The sequence below is a fragment of the Methanimicrococcus hongohii genome, from assembly GCF_032594095.1.
Lineage (GTDB): Archaea > Halobacteriota > Methanosarcinia > Methanosarcinales > Methanosarcinaceae > Methanimicrococcus > Methanimicrococcus hongohii.
In genome coordinates, this window is sequence record NZ_CP131059.1 from 421,456 (window position 1) to 439,827 (window position 18,372).

At 39.9% G+C, this 18,372-nt stretch carries 18 protein-coding genes and 1 tRNA gene; 10 read left to right on the plus strand and 9 right to left on the minus strand.

Features of this window, described 5'->3' with window-relative positions:
- Window positions 1-32: 32 nt before the first annotated feature.
- A complete protein-coding gene (locus tag MmiHf6_RS01895) occupies window positions 33-191 on the plus strand; it encodes a hypothetical protein (RefSeq protein WP_316558024.1) in 159 nt (52 codons plus the stop codon).
- 247 nt (window positions 192-438) lie between these two features.
- On the opposite strand, the gene MmiHf6_RS01900 is transcribed toward MmiHf6_RS01895, so the two are convergent.
- Both MmiHf6_RS01900 and MmiHf6_RS01905 read right to left on the minus strand, forming a co-directional pair.
- Complete coding sequence (locus MmiHf6_RS01900) at window positions 439-921, minus strand: GNAT family N-acetyltransferase (RefSeq protein WP_316558025.1); 483 nt, start codon at window positions 919-921, stop codon at window positions 439-441.
- Entirely contained in the window at window positions 890-1,267 is a 378-nt protein-coding gene (locus tag MmiHf6_RS01905) for a GNAT family N-acetyltransferase (RefSeq protein ID WP_316558635.1), read from the minus strand. The genes MmiHf6_RS01900 and MmiHf6_RS01905 overlap by 32 nt, the downstream gene beginning before the upstream one ends.
- A 150-nt stretch (window positions 1,268-1,417) precedes the next feature.
- Between MmiHf6_RS01905 and MmiHf6_RS01910 the strand changes: the two genes are divergently transcribed.
- Window positions 1,418-2,275 (plus strand): DUF1638 domain-containing protein, encoded by an 858-nt coding sequence (locus MmiHf6_RS01910; protein ID WP_316558026.1) that lies wholly within the window; start codon window positions 1,418-1,420, stop codon window positions 2,273-2,275.
- Here the strand turns inward: MmiHf6_RS01910 and MmiHf6_RS01915 are convergent.
- Entirely contained in the window at window positions 2,245-2,418 is a 174-nt protein-coding gene (locus MmiHf6_RS01915; RefSeq protein WP_316558027.1) for a hypothetical protein, read from the minus strand. The two genes, MmiHf6_RS01910 and MmiHf6_RS01915, sit on opposite strands and share 31 nt — an antisense overlap.
- Before the next feature lie 136 nt (window positions 2,419-2,554).
- Here MmiHf6_RS01915 and MmiHf6_RS01920 point away from each other — a divergent pair, with 136 nt between their 5' ends.
- Complete coding sequence (locus MmiHf6_RS01920; protein WP_316558028.1) at window positions 2,555-3,373, plus strand: DUF1638 domain-containing protein; 819 nt, start codon at window positions 2,555-2,557, stop codon at window positions 3,371-3,373.
- A 745-nt stretch (window positions 3,374-4,118) separates the two neighbouring features.
- On the opposite strand, the gene MmiHf6_RS01925 is transcribed toward MmiHf6_RS01920, so the two are convergent.
- Both MmiHf6_RS01925 and hxlB read right to left on the minus strand, forming a co-directional pair.
- The gene (locus MmiHf6_RS01925; RefSeq protein WP_316558029.1) at window positions 4,119-5,231 is read right to left on the minus strand and encodes a pyridoxal phosphate-dependent aminotransferase; all 1,113 of its coding nucleotides are present in this window, start codon (window positions 5,229-5,231) and stop codon (window positions 4,119-4,121) included.
- Window positions 5,232-5,270: 39 nt separating this feature from the next.
- Window positions 5,271-5,879 carry a 6-phospho-3-hexuloisomerase gene (gene hxlB, locus MmiHf6_RS01930; protein WP_316558030.1) on the minus strand — a complete coding sequence of 203 codons (609 nt, stop codon included), beginning with the start codon at window positions 5,877-5,879 and terminating at the stop codon, window positions 5,271-5,273.
- 82 nt (window positions 5,880-5,961) lie between these two features.
- Between hxlB and MmiHf6_RS01935 the strand changes: the two genes are divergently transcribed.
- Window positions 5,962-6,243 carry a hypothetical protein gene (locus MmiHf6_RS01935; RefSeq protein WP_316558031.1) on the plus strand — a complete coding sequence of 94 codons (282 nt, stop codon included), beginning with the start codon at window positions 5,962-5,964 and terminating at the stop codon, window positions 6,241-6,243.
- Window positions 6,244-6,870: 627 nt separating this feature from the next.
- Here MmiHf6_RS01935 and MmiHf6_RS01940 read toward each other — a convergent pair.
- On the minus strand, window positions 6,871-7,014 hold the full coding sequence (locus MmiHf6_RS01940) for a hypothetical protein (protein ID WP_316558032.1): 144 nt from the start codon (window positions 7,012-7,014) through the stop codon (window positions 6,871-6,873).
- Window positions 7,015-7,313: 299 nt separating this feature from the next.
- On the minus strand, window positions 7,314-10,448 hold the full coding sequence (uvrA, locus tag MmiHf6_RS01945; protein ID WP_316558033.1) for an excinuclease ABC subunit UvrA: 3,135 nt from the start codon (window positions 10,446-10,448) through the stop codon (window positions 7,314-7,316).
- 479 nt (window positions 10,449-10,927) lie between these two features.
- Between uvrA and MmiHf6_RS01950 the strand changes: the two genes are divergently transcribed.
- From MmiHf6_RS01950 to MmiHf6_RS01970, 5 genes are all read left to right on the plus strand, one after another.
- On the plus strand, window positions 10,928-11,356 hold the full coding sequence (locus tag MmiHf6_RS01950) for a hypothetical protein (RefSeq protein WP_316558034.1): 429 nt from the start codon (window positions 10,928-10,930) through the stop codon (window positions 11,354-11,356).
- 125 nt (window positions 11,357-11,481) lie between these two features.
- Window positions 11,482-11,901 carry a hypothetical protein gene (locus tag MmiHf6_RS01955; protein WP_316558035.1) on the plus strand — a complete coding sequence of 140 codons (420 nt, stop codon included), beginning with the start codon at window positions 11,482-11,484 and terminating at the stop codon, window positions 11,899-11,901.
- Between the two features lie 217 nt (window positions 11,902-12,118).
- Entirely contained in the window at window positions 12,119-13,252 is a 1,134-nt protein-coding gene (locus MmiHf6_RS01960; protein ID WP_316558036.1) for a TIGR04084 family radical SAM/SPASM domain-containing protein, read from the plus strand.
- A gap of 384 nt (window positions 13,253-13,636) precedes the next feature.
- Window positions 13,637-13,951 (plus strand): hypothetical protein, encoded by a 315-nt coding sequence (locus MmiHf6_RS01965; RefSeq protein ID WP_316558037.1) that lies wholly within the window; start codon window positions 13,637-13,639, stop codon window positions 13,949-13,951.
- A gap of 90 nt (window positions 13,952-14,041) precedes the next feature.
- A tRNA-Gly gene (locus tag MmiHf6_RS01970) sits at window positions 14,042-14,113 on the plus strand.
- 158 nt (window positions 14,114-14,271) lie between these two features.
- Here MmiHf6_RS01970 and MmiHf6_RS01975 read toward each other — a convergent pair.
- Entirely contained in the window at window positions 14,272-15,177 is a 906-nt protein-coding gene (locus tag MmiHf6_RS01975) for a class I SAM-dependent methyltransferase (protein ID WP_316558038.1), read from the minus strand.
- Window positions 15,178-15,325: 148 nt separating this feature from the next.
- Window positions 15,326-16,519 (minus strand): hypothetical protein, encoded by a 1,194-nt coding sequence (locus MmiHf6_RS01980; RefSeq protein ID WP_316558039.1) that lies wholly within the window; start codon window positions 16,517-16,519, stop codon window positions 15,326-15,328.
- 482 nt (window positions 16,520-17,001) lie between these two features.
- On the opposite strand from MmiHf6_RS01980, the gene MmiHf6_RS01985 reads away from it, so the two are divergent.
- Window positions 17,002-18,204 carry a homocitrate synthase family protein gene (locus tag MmiHf6_RS01985; RefSeq protein WP_316558040.1) on the plus strand — a complete coding sequence of 401 codons (1,203 nt, stop codon included), beginning with the start codon at window positions 17,002-17,004 and terminating at the stop codon, window positions 18,202-18,204.
- Window positions 18,205-18,372 lie beyond the last annotated feature (168 nt).

Sequence of the window (18,372 nt, forward strand, 5' to 3'; positions counted from 1 at the left end):
TCAGCTGCTTTCAGCTCCGAAAAAGTGTTTTCTTGCAACTGTCTTTTACTGCTGTCGGCTCCTGCCAAGCCTGCAAATTTGCAACTGTCTTTAAATTAATGCTGCTGCCTATGGATTTCTGTTTCCGCTGCCAAGCAGGTTTGCATTGCCGCTGCCGTCCGCCGCCGCGCGCGACTCGCTCATTTTTTTAAAAAATTAACTTAAAACACACCGTCGTTTTTTGGACTCAAAAAATCCGGCCAAAACAATTGTTATTGATATTGTTGCAACGCATCGGCAATCTTATTTTTAAGCCGATTTATTTGAAAAAAACTTCAAAAACTTTATTAATCTTCAAAGAGAATGTTTCTTTACGAAAAAATCAATTTCATTTGATAAATTTCCGTTATTTTTTGTCCCTTATTTTTTCAAAACGAGAGGTTAGGGTTATAACTTCTTTTATTTATCGTTCGTCAGAACAACGGATGTTTCCACCTGCCTGTCCGGGATATTCCAGTATTTCTTCAAAAGAACATTCTTCTCTTCCTCCGAAACCTGCCTGAATCCGTTTTTCAGATAGAAGTCTATCGCCCATGTAGCATCTTTCCAAGTGCCTATCAGGATAGTTTTCTCCGAATCATTGGTCAAATAATGGAGTAATTGCGTTCCTATTCCACCTTTCCGCCTATTGGTGCGTACATAAGCGTGGCGTATCAATTTGACATCCTGCACATCCTGCACGCCCATAACTCCGCATATTTCCCCGTCTTCTTCCAGACAGTAAAAAACGACCCCTTCGCCGATCTCATGTTTCAGTTCGTCCATCGGCATATAAGGTTCTTTCCAACGGTCTGCCGGAATATGACCTTTGTAAGCGATTGACGCATCGTTCACTATCTCATAAATCGTCTCAATATCCGAATCTGTATATTTCCGTATCATCTATTACTCTTGTATTGTAATCCGTATTTATTTCTTTCTTCAGCATTACCATATCCTTTAGCTGAACGCCATTCTCATAGATCGGGGTATCGTAAATATCGGTAAAGTAATTCTTCTTTATGTTGTATTTCACAAAACCGTTCTTCTCGTAAAAACGTATTTGTTTTATCCCGCAATCGGCTGTCCCGACAATAATCTGTTTGTATCCTTTTCCCTTTGCAACAGTAACGGCTTTATCTATCAACAAACTGCCGATTCCGCAGCTTTGACGGTTTTCCGCAACGGCAATATTTATTATTTCAACGGTATCGGTATCTATCCGATAAAGGCAGAATACGTCAATCAGCTATCTTATTTTCAGCCGAGCTATTTGAAAAAACTTCAAAAACTTTATTAATCTTCAAAGAGAATGTTTCTTAACGAAAAAATCAATTTTATTTGACAAATTTCCGTTATTGTTTTTATCTGTAATATCTTCAAAACGAGAGGTGAAAATATGGCAGTTATCGGCATTTTAAACTGCAAAATGCTTCAAGATGAAATCATTTATTTGATTCAAAACGATTCCGAAATCAAAGACATCACCGTTATTGAAAACGGTGAGCATGAAGAATTTATTCAAAAATTAAATGAAAACGGCATTTCTTATTCGCTTGCGCCGATGATTCATTCTGTTCCGGATTTAAACGACAGAAATGATCGAAACGACCAAAATGATCAAAATAATAAAAATAATCAAAATGAAGACGGCTTGTCTCTAATTGTTTGGAATTTAGAGCTCGGGCTTCATGAAAAACCGAAACTTTTGAAAGAAGAAGTTTATAAAGATCTGGAAATTTTTGCGAAGAAAGTCGACGGCATTTACCTGCTTTACGGTCTTTGCGGTAATGTTTTGGGTCACGTTGAAGACGATTTCAAAGACGTTTGCCCCGTTGTTATTCTCAGAGATCCCGAAGGCGAAATCGTAGATGACTGTATCGGCGCAACTCTCGGCGGACGCCGCCAATATTTGAATTTGCTGCGCAGTTTTCACGGTGTCGGCACTTTTATTTTCACGCCGATGTACGAAGCGACGACGGATGAATTTTTCAATCACAGCAGAGACAGAAACGGCTTTACCGAAGAGCAGATGATTGAAATGAATAAATTCATGTTTGAATCTTCCAATTATAAGCGAATCGCCCGGCTGGAAACCGGACTCCATTATACAAAAGATACGGAAGAGCCTTTGAAACGATTTGCCGATACATATAACTTTGAAATTTTCGATTTGGAAGGCGGCAATCAAAAAGTGTTTGATGAGTGTTATCAAAAATTGAAAAATCAAATCTCTGAGAAAAGCTGTTCGGTTTGAAGTTGATAACAAACTTCATTCCATTTGTTTTTGTTTTTACTTCCATTCTTATTTTCATTTCTTTTTTTCATTTCTTTTTTCATTTCTTTTATTTCAATTCGTTTTCCTATGAAATAATTTTTTAAAATAACTTCAAGTATCATTAACGCCTTTTTGTTTAATGTTTGTTGTAAAAACGATGTAAAACGGTTAAACGATGTTAAAACGATGTTAAAACGAAGAGAGTGGCCTAAAACCGACAAAAGCTGAAATTTTATTCAGCCGGCGGAGCGTGTAAATATGGCCATAATGGGTATTTTAGCCTGCAAAATGCTTCAGGATGAAATCGTTTATTTAATTCAGAATGATCCGGATATTTCCGATGTTGTCGTGATTGAAAACGGCGAGCACGTCGAGTTTATTGAAAAGTTGGACAGTCTCGGCATTTCTTATCGTTTTGTTCAAAAAGTTGAAGATTTGCCGGATTTAAACCGCGATTTTCCCGTCTCAAACAATTCTCTGACGCTTGTCGTTTGGCAATTGGATTTAGGATATCATGAAACACCGAAACTTTTGAAAAAACGCGTTTATGAAGACCTGCCGATTTTTATCCCCAAAGCAGATGCAATCCTTTTATTTTACGGGCTTTGCGGCAATGTTTTAGCAGATGTTGAAAGCGATTTTAAAAATGAAAATTGCCCCGTCATCATTCTTCGGGACAAAGACGGCATTATCATTGACGACTGCATTGGCGGCGCGCTTGGCGGGCGCGAAGAATACGCCAAAGTTCTGAAAAGTTTCAACGGCGTCGGCACTTTTATTTTGACGCCGATGTACGCGTCTTATTCTGCCGAAGGTTTTTTCGGATTCGGGCAGGCGGCGGGCGGATTTACGGATGAGCAAATGTTTGAACTGAACAAATATATGTTTGAAGCATCGGGTTACAAACAAGTTGCCAATCTCGAAACCGGACTTCATTATACGCCTCATGTTGAAGAAAATATTCAAAATTTCGCGGACAAATATCATTTTAAAATCATAAACCTGGGCGGCGGCAATCAAGAGTTGTTTGAAGATTGTTATCAAAAAGTTAAGAAGATACTGACTTTTGAGAAATAAACAGAAGTGAATAAGAAAGCAATTATCGGGCTGTTTGTGCTGCCGCTGCGCGCGCAAATTGCTTCATTTTTTGTTTGATTTTCAAACTTGTTCTTTGTTTTTATTTTATTTTTCAGATGAAACCTAAACATCCAATTTTCAAAATCGGTGAACCTGAACGCCCGATAAAACCTTAATCTTAAATTTTCAGACTTCGATAAAAAAAGGCGTTCCGTTTTGAATATTTTTGATAAAAACAATGTTTCAATTCATTTTAAATTGAATTAAATTTCAAAAACCGCCTCCTCCAACGACGCATTTCCGGAACGCAAGCGGAGGAAAGAAGGAGTTGGAGATTCTTTCCCGTGCGAAAATAAAAACTTAAAACTGTCAGCTTTTTCAGTTGTGTTCGGCACATGCTAAGCCTGCCACTCTTACAACTGTCTTTTAATGCTGCCGGCTCCTGCTAAGCCTGCTCGTCCGCAACTGTCTTTTTAAGTGTCGCTGCCGTCAGGTTCGCATTGCTGCTGCTGCGATACAGTTACCATCGGCAGCGGCCGCGCGCGACCCGCCCAATCTTTAAAAACATGAAATAAAACAAAACACGAAATTTTTGAAAAAAAATTGAAAAAACGAAATTAAAAATAAAAAAATTGAAAAAACGAAACTAAAATTAAAAATTTTGAAAAAACGAAACACAAAAATAAAAAAATTGAAAAACGAAACCCGAATTAAAGATAAGAAAGAAAAAGAAGAAAAGTTCAATTCAAAGAACTTTTTCCATAATTTTAAGCGCTTTTTCAATATTTTCCATCGAAGAAGCGTATGAAATACGAATGTGATCTTTTCCGTTTTCACCAAACGCCGTTCCGGGTGTTACGACAACATCATTTTTCAAAAGAGTTGCCGCCGCTTCATCACAGTTTTTGACTTCGGGGAAAGCATAGAAAGCGCCCTGAGGCGTCACACAATTGATTCCGATTTCATGCAATCCTTTGATTAGAAAATCACGTCTTTCTTTGAATTCGTTTTTCATAATCGTCACAGATTCCTGCGGTCCCGTGATGGCTTCAAGTGCTGCTTTTTGACCGATTGAACTGGCGCAGGCCTGTAAATATTGATGCACTTTCAAAATCTGGCCGACATAATCGCCTTTGGCCGCCAAATAACCGACACGCCATCCCGTCATCGAATAACTCTTTGAAAACGCGTTGACCGTCACAACGTTGTCGGAAAACTGCGCGGGGCTCGTATGAGATCCCTCATAAATGAAATATTCATAAACTTCATCGGAAATAATGGTGATGTTTTTATCCTCGGCAATTTCGGCAAGCGCTTTGATATCTTCCTTGGAAGACACGGCGCCGGTCGGGTTTCCGGGAGAATTCAGGATCAACGCTTTTGTTTTCGGCGTGATTTTTTCCAAAACATCATTCGGATCAATTGTCAAATCCTCTTTCATCTTGACGCTGACATCTTTGCCGTTGAGCATATTGACAATGGATTTGTAAGCTAAAAATCCCGGATTCGGAATCAAAACTTCATCGCCCGGGCTGACTAAAGCAGCGGCCGTAATGTAAAGCGCTTCTGACGCGCCTGACGTGACCATAATTTGGTCGGAAGTGACTTCAAAACCGTTTTCGCGTTTGAATTTGTCGCTGATTGCGTTTCGAAGTTCGGGAATGCCGAGACCTGCGGTGTATCCCGTAAAACCGTCTTCGATAGCTTTGACGGCTGCGGCTTTGATATTACTCGGCGTATCAAAATCGGGCTGGCCGATGCCTAAGTTGATCGCATTCGGGCCGGCGGCTTCAAAAAGTTTGCGGATACCGGAAATGTTGATGCTTGAAACGCCTTGTGAAAATTGAATGTTTGACATGTTTTTCCTCTGAAAAATTGAATAATTAAAATTGAATCATTATTCGGTATTGGCATGGCGCGCTTTCATTTCATCTTCGGTCACGCCTGTTAATTCGATAAGCTGCATAATAACGGAATCCAAAAAGACAAGCGCCAATATTTCAAATGAAGTTCCCATCGGCGTTTTTGCCGAGCCGCCTGAAGCATCGTCTTTACATTTGGCGGGCAATACGACATTTAGAGACGGCAGTTCTTTTAATTCGGATTCGTCTTTGGATGTCAAAGAAATAACAGGTGCGCCGACGCGTTTGCATTTTTTGCAGACTTCCACGACATACTTTGTATTTCCCGAGCCGGAAATTGCAACCACGACATCGTTTTCTCGAACGGCGGGCGTGACTGTTTCGCCGATGACGTAAGCGTTAAATCCCATGTGCATGAGGCGCATTGCAAAAGCGCGGCCGACGAGACCGGAGCGACCGGCGCCGACAACAAAAACAGCGTTTCCTTTTTCTTTGGCGGTTAAAAGCGTTGTCAGCATATCGTAAATGCTTTTTCGGGAAACCGCTTCCGCCGTTTCTTTGATTTGGTCTGCTAAAATTTTCATCGTTTGAATTACAATTTCCGTTGATGCTGTTTCGGCATCTTTTTGACATCCGCAAGTCATATGTTTTCCATTCCCAAAGTTAAATAAGTTAATATCGTCTTATTTTCAAATACATATAAAAGAACCGCTTAACGGGATTCAAATGAAAAATAAAATGAAGAATAAAAAGACAATTAAAAAGGTTCGAAAATATTTCAAAAAGCTGAATAAAACGCTTCGCCAAAAAAGAACGAAGACGGAAATCGCTGCCGATACGACGCCGTTTTATTCTGTTTTTGCATCCGTTCAAATCCGAAAAGAGCAAAATGCTGCCTTTTTAATGATGGGAAATGATGTTTCGAACAAAAAACTTCCCGACGAATTGAAAAAAAAGGCGGATGACTTAGTAGTTGATACAAACGTTGTCGTCAAAATTAAAAAGTAAATTTGTCATTTGATTTTTTTGTTTTTATTTTTTTGAGAGATTGCAGTTTGTTTTTTTGTATTTTTTGAAAATTGGAGTTCGTTTTTATTTATTTTTAAAATGGGTGCGGCTCGCGCGCGGCGGCGGCAGCTGCATGGCAACCGCGGCGCAAACCGGATCGATAAGCGGAAATAGAAACCAGTAGGTAACAGCGACACGTTCTCGAATGCGAACGGATTACGATTTAAATGAGCAGAAGCAAGCGGAAGCGCAAATCTGATTGGCAGCAGCATAATTAAAAGACAGTTGCAGACTTGCAGGCTCGGCCGGAACTGCCACGCATCTGATAAATCTGACTGTTTTTCGTTTTTCGTTTCGTACGGGAAAGAATCTCCAACTCCTTCTTTCCTCCGCTGCGCTTCGGAAACGCGTCGTTGGAGGGGGCGGAATTTTGTCTTTTGATTTCAATTTCAAAACAAATTGAAACATCTTTTTTTATCAAAATATTCAAAATGGAACGCCTTTTTTCAATGAAATTCAAAAATTAAAATTAGGGTTTTATCGGGCGTTCAGGTTCACCGATTTTGAAAATTGGATGTTTGGGTTCGGTTGAAAACAAAAATAAAAACGAGGGGCGATTTTTAAAAACTAAATTAAAATGGGACAATTCGCGCGCGGCAGCGACAATTCTAAAAAGACAGTTGCAGATCGGCAGGCTCGGCCGGAACTGACACGCATCTGATAAATCTGACTGTTTTTTGTTTTTCGTTTCGTACGGGAAAGAATCTCCAACTCCTTCTTTCCTCCACTGCGCTTCGGAAACGCGTCGTTGGAGGGGCGGTTTTTGAACTTTTATTCAATCTAAAACAAATTGAAACATCTTTTTTTATCAAAATTATTCAAAATGGAACGCCTTTTTTCAATGAAATTCAAAAATTAAAATTAGGGTTTTATCGGGCGTTCAGGTTCACCGATTTTGAAAATTGGATGTTTGGGTTTGGTTGAAATTTGAAAAAAAGATTGAAAATGGTTGAAAAAAAAGATTGAAAAAAAGTTGAAAAGGTGTTAAAAACACCTTTTTTAAAAACAGTTTAAGCTTTCTTAGAAGCAGCAGCTTTTGAAGTTGTTGAAGTTGTTTTTGAAACCGCTGTTTTTGCATCGGTTGTTTTTGTTTGTGTTTTTGAAGCAGTTGTTTTTGCTGCGGTCGTTTTTGAAGCCGTCGTTTTGGAAGTCTTTCCTTTTGAAATATTCCTCTTCTCCTCTTCATATTCTTCTTTCAGCGTCGTTCTCGGAATCCTCACCGCTTTTTCAAGAACAGGCTTCAAATATTGCGCCGTATAACTTTTTTTGCTCTTGATGACATCTTCGGGCGTTCCTTTCGAGACGATCTCGCCGCCGTCATTTCCGCCTTCAGGACCCATATCAATGATATAATCGGCGCATTTGATCACATCCAAATTGTGCTCAATCACAATTACTGTATTGCCCATCTCAACAAGGTCGTTCAAAACCGAAATCAATTTTTTGACATCATGGAAATGAAGACCCGTCGTCGGCTCGTCAAGCAAATAAATTGTCTTTCCCGTCGCCTTCTTCGAAAGCTCGCGCGTCAATTTAATACGCTGCGCCTCACCGCCCGAAAGCGTTGTCGAACTCTGTCCGAGTTTGATATAATCCAAACCGACACGCGCAAGCGTATCCAATTTATCGTGAATATAAGGCACCTTTTGGAAATGCTCCAAAGCCTCGGCAACCGTCATATTCAAGACTTCCGCAATCGATTTCCCATTATACTTCACTTCAAGCGTTTCCTTATTGTAGCGCGTTCCTTTACACTCCTCACACTCCACATAAACGTCAGGCAGGAAGTTCATTTCAATCTTGATCATCCCGTCGCCCTGACACGCCTCACAGCGCCCGCCTTTCACGTTAAACGAAAAACGCCCCGCTGCGTAGCCGCGCACTTTCGCTTCCTTTGTGCTCGCATAAATTTCACGGATCTTGTCAAAGATTTTCGTATACGTCGCCGGATTCGAGCGCGGCGTTTTGCCGATCGGATCCTGGTCAATCACAATCACCTTGTCCACTTTCGTGTCAAACTGAAGCGACGAGTATTCGCCTCCTTCCATTTTTGAATGATAAAAAATATGCATCAAAGCCGGATACAGCGTATCATAAATCAAAGTCGATTTGCCCGATCCGGAAACGCCCGTCACAGCCGTCAAAACGCCCGTCGGAATGTCAACAGACAAATTCTTGAGATTATGCGCTTTAGCGCCTTTCAATCGAATAAAAGCATCCGAAGTCCTGCGATCCGTCGGAATCGGAATAAACTCGGTTCCCGACAAATAACGTCCCGTGAGCGATTCCGAATCATTCAGAATTTCATCCGGCGTTCCCGCCGAAACAACATGGCCGCCCGCAACACCCGCGCCCGGTCCCATGTCAATAACATAATCGGCATTTAAAATCGTATCTTCATCGTGTTCGACAACGACAAGCGTGTTTCCCAAATCACGAAGATGGCGAAGCGTTTCAATCAATTTATTATTGTCGCGCTGATGCAAACCAATCGACGGCTCATCCAAAACATACAAAACACCCGTCAAATTCGAGCCGATCTGAGTTGCCAATCGAATTCTCTGAGCTTCACCGCCCGAAAGCGTTCCCGAATTTCTGAACATCGTCAAATAGCCGATACCGACCTGACTCAAGAAATGAAGACGCGTTTGAATTTCTTTCAAAATCAAATGCGCAATTTCCTCCTGCTTTTCCGTCAGCGGCATATTGTCAAAGAAATCGATTGCATCGTCAACCGATAATTTTGTAATGTCAATAATATTGTAACCGTCAATCTTAACCGACAACGCTTTTTTGCTCAGCCTGTCGCCTTCGCAGGTCGGGCATTTGGAAACGCGCATGAATTTCTCAAATTCCTGGCGGCGGTAATCGGATTCGGTTTGAGAATAAAGTCGAATACATTGCGGCAAAACGCCTTCCCATTTGTTCGTTGACGTATAATTGAATTCGCCGTTATTCATTTTCATATTGAATTTGATTTTATCATCCGAGCCGTACATCAAAGCGTTATACTGCTCCTCCGTCAAATCTTTAATCGGTGTGAGCGCCGAGAAACCGTAATGCTTGGCAACAGACGCCAAATGCTGCTGTCTGTAACCGTCAAAATAATTGCGGTAAACGGCAACGGCGCCCTCGGCAATTGAAAGACTGCGATCCGGAATGATCAAGTTTTCATCAAATTCCATCTTAAAACCAAGACCGTTGCACTCGGCACAGGCGCCGAACGGGCTGTTGAATGAAAACATGCGCGGCTGCAATTCTTCGTAAGCTAAACCGCATTCGGGACAAGCCATTTTGGATGAATAAGTCACTTCAATGATTTCATCGGCGTCGGCTTCACTGTCTTCAAACGAATCATCATCAAGTTCACTTCTCTTTTTAAGAATTTTTTGAGATAAACCTCTCGTTCCTTTTTCTTTGCGGTAGGAATTCGGTTTTCCGAAAACATAAACCAGGCCGCCGGATCTTTCTGTTGCGCGCTCGCAGGCTTCAACCAAACGGGAGCGCTCGTTTTCGTCATCCACATCAATGCGGTCGATGACGATATCAATGTCATGCATTTTGTAGCGCTCAAGTTCGATTTCTTCATCCGTTCTGTAAATTTCGCCGTTGACGCGGACGCGTGTAAAACCTTCGGTATTCAAATCACGGATCAGCTGCTGGTAAGTTCCTTTTTTCTTGCGGATGATCGGCGCGAGAATCGTGACTTGTCCTTCGAATTCGGCAAAAACCAAATCCGCGATTTTTTCGGGCGACTGTGATTCGATTTTTAAATTGTGATCGGGACAATACGGCGTTCCGATACGTGCGAAAAGCAAACGGAAATAATCGTAAATTTCAGTGACTGTTCCGACCGTACTTCTCGGATTTTTGGAAGTTGTTTTCTGTTCGATTGAAATCGCCGGCGACAATCCTTCAATGCTGTCCACGTCGGGTTTGTCCATGATGCCTAAAAATTGGCGGGCGTAAGAAGACAAAGATTCAACGTAACGGCGCTGTCCTTCCGCATAAATCGTATCGAATGCCAATGTTGATTTGCCGGAGCCTGAAACGCCGGTAATAACGGTTAATTGATTTTTAGGAATCGTGACAGAGATGTTTTTCAGATTGTGCTCTCTGGCACCTTTAATAATTAGTTTGTTCATAGTAATCCTGATGTTGTTTTTATTGTTTTTGAAAAGCAATTTTTGTATCATATAAAAAACTTTTAGCTTTAATTTTTAATATACTGTTTTGACTGACAATAGAATAAAAACTTACTTATTGTGCGGTGAAAGTAATCAAAATAAAGTACATAAAGTACAAGACAAAAAATAAAGTAAAAGTTAATACAAGACAAATCCAAATCTATTCATTATTCGCAATTATTTCTATTTGAAAATAATTGCAAACATATTTAGTGTTTGAATACTTGTTGTTAAATAATAGTAACAAAACCTAAACAAATATAGAATATAACTAAAAATAGTTCCTATATAATTGTTGTACGATTCAATTTAAATATTTGTTATACTATATCTAATAAAAATTTATCCGAATTACATATATACTTCAATCGCAAATATATATTTGGGCTTAAATTACTATAATTATTAAAACGATTGAAACCAAACGAGGTTAAATTATGGTTAAAACAGTACAAAGAAAAATCACATCTGCTTATTCATTATGGCTTTTTGCAGTGTTTATCGTGATGGTTGCATATTTATTAGTTGCAGGTAAAATATTTTACACATATGAAGATGCGATGCCTTGGATTTTAGCATACATCGGTCTTGCCGTTCTCGGTAATATCGCTATGCTGATTGCAACATACAAACTTTTAGTTCCGGATCAGGAAAGTTTAAAATTCGTTGCTTTGTATGAAGTTGCTTTCATTGTCATTATGATTTTGTCATTCCTGATAATTTACATGCAGTGGCTTCCTGACGGTATCGGAAACATCAACTTTGAAACGCTTTTGAACGCGGTTTTGCCGTTCATGTTCATCTTATTGATCTTGGATGAATTCATTTTGTCCAAAGCGCTTCGTATGATGCCCGTCAGAGCTTAATATCAATAAACACATTATAACTATTTACAAAATGGAAGATCGGCTTTGCCGGTCTTTTTTTTTGGATTTTTATTGAAGTTTTATTTTAATTTATTATAAATTATGAAGCGGGGGATATAATGGGTTTGACCAAACAAGAAAAACTTGGTATTGTCAATTTTATTTTAACGATTGTTGCAATTATTTTGATAAAATATTTGTCAATGTATATTCCGTGGCTGCCGACGGCGTCTGACGGAACCGTTGAAATGATTCCGCTTGCCGTGGTGACAATCATTGCTGTTTTAATCATTCACGCCGCGACCTGGATCATTTTATGGCGCTATTTCGATATTGCCGCCGAGAAAAACAGCAAAATAATGCTGATTGTTTATGAGGTGCTGTTCCTGCTTTCATTAGCTGTTCTTTACGTCAGTGCCGCTTACGATTTTCTTCCGGAATTTATCAGTAAAAATATGATGGCCGGAATCGGCCTGTTTGTGATCATTCAAATGGCGCTCAGCATTTTCTTTACTTATTCGATTTCAAAAATGCCGATGAAATAAAAAATGGAGAATGAACTTCATTTTTTATTATTTCTTTTATTTCATTTTCTTTATTTTCTTTTTATTTTTGAGATATTTGCAGCCGTCCTGACGGCACCCGCCGCGCGCAAGCCGCAGCATTTATGATTTTGACAACGAAACCGAGATTCGTTTTTCTTTCATTTTTTCCAAATCAGCAACTTTTAAATATGAATCCTCTTATTTTCGAGCAGAGACTATGGTAAACTTTTTTGTCACGCTGACAATGAATTGTGATTTGGAATGCCGTTATTGTTACGGTGAAGTCTGTGATTGTTTCGATGACTTCGATGACGGCATTGCCGTTGATTATGATATTCCCGAAACAATCAGCTACGAAACGTCAGCGCTGCGTGATTTTATTGCCAAAGACAAAGATGCGGTCGTTATTTTTTACGGCGGCGAGCCGCTTCTTGAAATTGAAAAAATGAAAGAAATGATGGACATGCTGCCGGCCAAAACATTTCTTCTGCACACGAACGCAACATTGCTTGATCAGGTTCCTGCCGAATATGTAAAGCGTTTGCATACGATTTCGATTTCCATTGACGGCAACCGCGATTTGACGGATTATTACCGCGGCGACGGCGTTTATGATTTGATTGCAAAAAATGCAAATATCGCGCGCAAAAAAGGTTTTGACGGCGAAATCATTGCGCGTATGACGGTTCAGGAAGAAACCGACATTTATGAAAGCGTGATGCATCTTTTTGAAAATCCGGATTTTTGCTTTGACAGCGTTCATTGGCAATTGAACGCGCTTTTTTGGAGAAATGATTATGAAAGACGGCGTGAAAGTTTTTCGCAATGGGTGAATGAAAGTTATAATCCCGGCGTCCAAAAACTTGCCGACACATGGGTTTCAAAAATGAAATCGGAAGGTAAGGTTTTAAACATTTATCCTTTTGTCAACATTATGAATTCAATGCTTCGCGGCGAAAAAACGCATTTGCGCTGCGGTGCCGCTTGGACGGAATACAATGTGCAGACGGACGGCAAACTGTCGCCGTGTCCGGTGATGAGCGGCATGAGCGATTATTATGCCGGCGACATTTACAACGGCAGACCGGATCAACTGCGTGTGATTCACGTTTCCGGCGAATGTTTGAAATGCGACATTTTAGAAATTTGCGGCGGTCGCTGTCTTTATGCAAACGCGACAATGAAATGGGGCGTCAAAGGTTTTCTTGAAGTGTGTCAAACGGTGCGCTTTTTAATCAATACGCTGAAAGAGAAGAAACCCGAAATCGAAAAATTGATCGAAGAAGGAAAAATCAGTTTGGATGATTTTAAACAGAGAATCGAGTACAACAGCTGTGAAATTATTCCTTGATTGCATTTCTTGATTGATTCAGTTTTTTCTTTTTTCTGCTTGCGGCGCTCGCGCGAACTGTTCCATTTTTTAATAAATTTTCAAACTTGTTCCACGTTTTTGTTTTATTTTATTTTTGATAAAACCCAAACATCCAATTTTCAAAATCGTTGAACCTGAACGCCCGATAAAACTCTAATTTAAATTTTTGAATTTCATTGAAAAAAGGCGTTCCATTTTGAATATTTTTGATAAAAAAAGATGTTTCAATCAATTTTAGATTGGATTAAAAGTTTGAAAACCGCCCCCTCCAACGACGCGTTTCCGGAGCGCGGCGGCAGGATTGAAGGAGTTGGAGATTCTTTCCATACGAAACAAAAAAATTACAAACATTTTGATTTTTAATTGCGTTCGGTTCCGGCTGAGCCTGCAAGTCTGCAACTGTCTTTTACTGCTACCTGTTCCTGTTGGGCCTGTCAATCTGCGACTGTTTTTAGTTGCTGTTGCCGATCAGGTTTGTGTTTCCGCTTGTATCTGCTTTTTTTAATCATAATCCGTTCGCATTCGCGAACGTGCCGCAGCTACCTTCAGGTTTCTGTTTGCAGCTGGAGTGAGGTGTTTGTTTGCAGTTGGAATCAGGTTTCCGTTTCCGCCTGCCTGCAGGTTTCCGTCCGGCAGCAGCTGCCGCCGCCGCGCGCGAGACGCCTCACTCTTTCATAACCAAAAACAAAAACAATGGCGGACTCAATCACCACAATATTTAAATAAAATCAATATCTCTAATGATTGCTGTTTTGACAGCGATTTCATGCATTGATGGTCTAGTGGCTATGACTGCGGCCTTCCAAGCCGCAAACCCGGGTTCGAATCCCGGTCGATGCACTCGTTTCTAAATTCTAAAAATCTAAAAAAAGGGTCAAGGAGAATGTTTCACAAGAAACGTTTCTCTTTTTTTATTTAATTTTTCTTGATTTCAATCATCGGATTCACAATCATCGGATTCAATTATTTAATCATTTGATTTCTTCAATCAATTCGATTCATTCTATTTTTGCGTCAATCACAATGTGATAAACGCCCGGCGAATACTTTTTAATCTTCCGCGCTTCCAAAATCAAGGCTTTTCGCCCGCATTTTTCAGCTGCTTCCCAAATTCTGGAAATCGGACGCTCGGGGAAATCCTTTTCGTGAACGGTTTCATGATAATGCAAAATGCCGCCTTCTTTTTTGATCGCTTTGATTCCCGTTTCCAAATATTCATGAGTTGTTCCCACATAACCCATTAAAACACGATCCGCAATATTGGCAGGAACAGAATCTTTACAATCCCCGCAAATCGGCTCAATAATCGATTCTACGCCGTTTAAACGAATATTTTCACACAAATATCCGTAAGAAATCGGATTAAGTTCTACAGCAAGAATTTTCACGGGTTTTTCAGAATTCCGGAAATTTGAATGAACAGCAATCGGAATTGAAAAATAACCGATTCCGGCAAACATATCAACAATCATTTCACCGTCGCAGCTGTTTGCTAAAATTCTTTTTTCTTCGAGATTGCCTTTGGAAAACATAATTCGAGCGACATCTAACTTAAATTTGCAGCCGTTTTCCTTATGAATCGTTTCTGTTGAATTCGATTCGCCTTCACGGAAGCAAATTAATTCACGATCGGGAATTCGAAATTGTCCCGAAATGCCGCTGTCATTTAAAACAAGGCGCGCTTTTTCATCCGTAAGCAAAAGAAGCCGGCCGATTTCCCGGTTTTTATGAGAAAGAGAATCCGGAATTGAAACAATCAAAATGTCGCCGATTTTTTGTTTATTGGCGGGCAGAAGACCGATTTCTTCATCCGTCAAAGAAATACCGTATTTTTTTGCGTCTTCCGGAAATTCCGACAAATAATATTTTGCAAAATCTCTTAACTTCTGCGGTTTTTTCAACATAAGAATAAATCACTCGCCAAAAACATCATTTGTTTTAAATTTGTTTCAAATGATTCCTAAATAAATTTTTAAATGCTTTTTAAATGCTTTTTAAATGCTTTTTAAATGCTTTTTCAAATGTTTTTCAATTAATTCTTTAGATGATTTTTTAAATAATTCTTTTCAATCTCGGATTCGGTTTATACACTCTGCCGACTTTTGCCGTCGGAACCATCGAATCAATCGTTTCGCCGACGGCAACGATATCCATTGTCGAATCGCGCGAATCGTAAATGCCGCCGACACCGAGACTGTCAAACAATTTCATTCCGATCATTTTTTCGGCTTTTACGAAAGCTTCAACCTTTCGAACGTCGCCGAATCCGCCGGAAAGCATGATTTGAATATTTTCAAAACCGTTTTCATTCAGCGCTTTTCGAACCGCGTAAACGCTTGTCACCGACGCGCCGTTTCCAAACCAATATTTCTCATCGCCTTTCGGAATCTGAACGGGTTTGCCGAAGAAATCATGAAGCAAAGCATCGATTTCAGCTTGTGTTTTTCCATCCAAATCTTTCATTGAAAGCGCGCCCTGCCCGACATTTTCGCCGCACGTGTCAATTCGAATGGCAGCGACGGCAGGAACCGCTGAAACCGTTTGAAGCATGTCATCGATTTCTTTATTGTTATAATCAATCAAAGCGACGCGAACGACATCTTTTGACATATATTTATCAAAAGCAATCGTCGCATTTTTGACGGCGTTTTCTTTTCCGTCTTTCCAAGCGTAAATATTTTCAAGCGCGTGCGGAATTGTTCCGCTTCCTTCTTTGTGAATGTAAGCAGCGCCGGCATCCGTTGACGCGCCGACAGCGCCGCCGTCAATTGCGGCTTTTGAAATCGCGGCGTCATCTTTGTAATGCCAGTGGCGAGCGCCGAAATAAGTGACGGGACGGTTTCCGGCGGCGTTGACGATTGAGCGCATTCTTTTTTCAACGCTGTTTAAATCCAACTTTTGATTATCGTTGTAAATCGCAAGCGATGAGCTGATCATTCCGAGATAAACAGTTTCAAGGCGAATGATATCCAAAACAGGCGCTTCCAAAATTAAAATCGTTTCAAGCGGTTCATAAGAGTTGCCGTCAGAAAGCGCGTAGATTCGGCCGCCGTTTTTTTCCAAATCGGAATTGGCGCGAATAAAAGAAACGGCATCTGCCATTCCCGAAATAATTCCGGGACCTTTTCGAACAAAAATTTGAGCGCGGACAAACGGATTCAAATCGTCTTTTTGAAGAATCACATACGCTCTTAAAAAATATTTGTCCGTGTATTTTTCAAAATCAAATTGCTGCTCCGCCGCCATAATTTGTAAATCCCGCAATGCTGTCGTAAAAATGTGATAAATGTGATTAAAATGCAATAACAAATCTAATAATAAATGTGATTAAAATGTAATAAACAAATGTAATAAAAAGCTCTCTCATTTGTTAAATTTTTCAAATTTATATAAAATTAAGTTACTTTAAAGGGACGAAAGACATAAATATTTATACCCGATTTTTTCTGTTCTATTAATAAATAATATTCTTATCAAAATCAAACAGTTATCGATTTCTGATTTAAATCAATCGCTTCATCATTATAACAATTTAATAATTATTTCTTTCACTCATTTTTAAAATTTCAAAATTATTTTAAATTGATGACGCATTGATTTTACAAATTATCATAATTATCCGTTTCATTCAGGAAAATAAAACACTTAAAATTAAAACATCAAATCAAAAACGATTGAAATAGATCAAGATTAAATTAAAAACAAATCAAAAACAAAGGAAATCAAAAATGGAAAATCAAACACAAAATGAGGAACATTATCCCGAATATTGCCGCAACAGCTTAATGGATTTTGTTAAAATCAAAGACATTGACATTGAAATTTGTGATGTCACGCTCAGAGACGGTGAACAAACGCCGGGCGTCGCTTTTTCAAAGGAACAAAAAATGTCGATCGCGCAGCATTTAGATGATATTGGCATTGACGTCATCGAAGCCGGTTTTCCTGTCGTTTCGGAAGCCGAAAGAGATGTCGTCAAATCGATTGCCAACATGGGACTTGACGCCCGCATCTGCTGTCTTTGCCGTTCGACTCAAAAAGATGTTGAAACCGCAGTTGACTGCGATGTTGATTTCGTCAGCATTTTTTTAGCCATGTCCGATTTGCATTTGAAATACAAATATCACAAAAGTTTGGATGAAATGCTTGATGTGGCGATGAACGCTGTTGAATACGCCAAAGATCACGGCATCGGCGTCAGATTCGCGGCGGAAGACGCAACGAGAACGCCGATTCCTCGTTTGATTGACGCTTTTAAAATGGCGGAAGAGCGAAACGCTGATTACGTCAGCATCGCCGATACGATCGGCATTTTGAATCCGACAACTGCGACTTATTTAGTCGATCAGATCTACAACGCGATTGACACGAAAATGACAAAAATCTGTATGCACTGTCATGACGATTTGGGACTTGCCGTTGCCAACACGCTGGCGGCTGCCGAGGCCGGCGCTTTTCAGCTTCATACCACTGTGAACGGAATCGGCGAGCGCGCGGGAAACGCCGCTTTGGAAGAAGTTTTAATGAATCTGCGAATTCAATACGGTATCGATCGCTACGATCTTCACACGCTGGTCGATCTTTCCAAACAGGTTGTCGAGGCTTCCAAAATTGATGTCGCGATCAACAAATCCGTTGTCGGTCAAAATGCATTCTCACACGAATCCGGAATTCACGTTGCCGCGATTCTTGAAAATCCGAGAACGTACGAGCTTTTCCTTCCGGAAATGGTCGGCGGCAAAAGAAATTTAATCGTCGGCAAACACACCGGAACGAAAGCCTTGGCCGGAATCATTAAAAATATCGGTTATGAGTTGAATGAAGCAGATTTCAATACGCTTTTTGATGAAGTGAAAATGATTACGGAAACCGAGCAAAGAAGCATCGATCGCGATGAATTGGAACAATTGATTAAGAATATTTTAAAATGATTGATAAAAACAGATTTGTGATTTGATTTCGTTTTCCAATTCCGTTTTTTCCTATTTTCTTTATTCTTTTTTGTTTTTTGGATAAACCTAAACATCCGATATTCAAAATCGGTGAACCTGAACGCCCGATAAAACCCTAAAAATTGTTTTAGATTTTGGAGAAAAGAC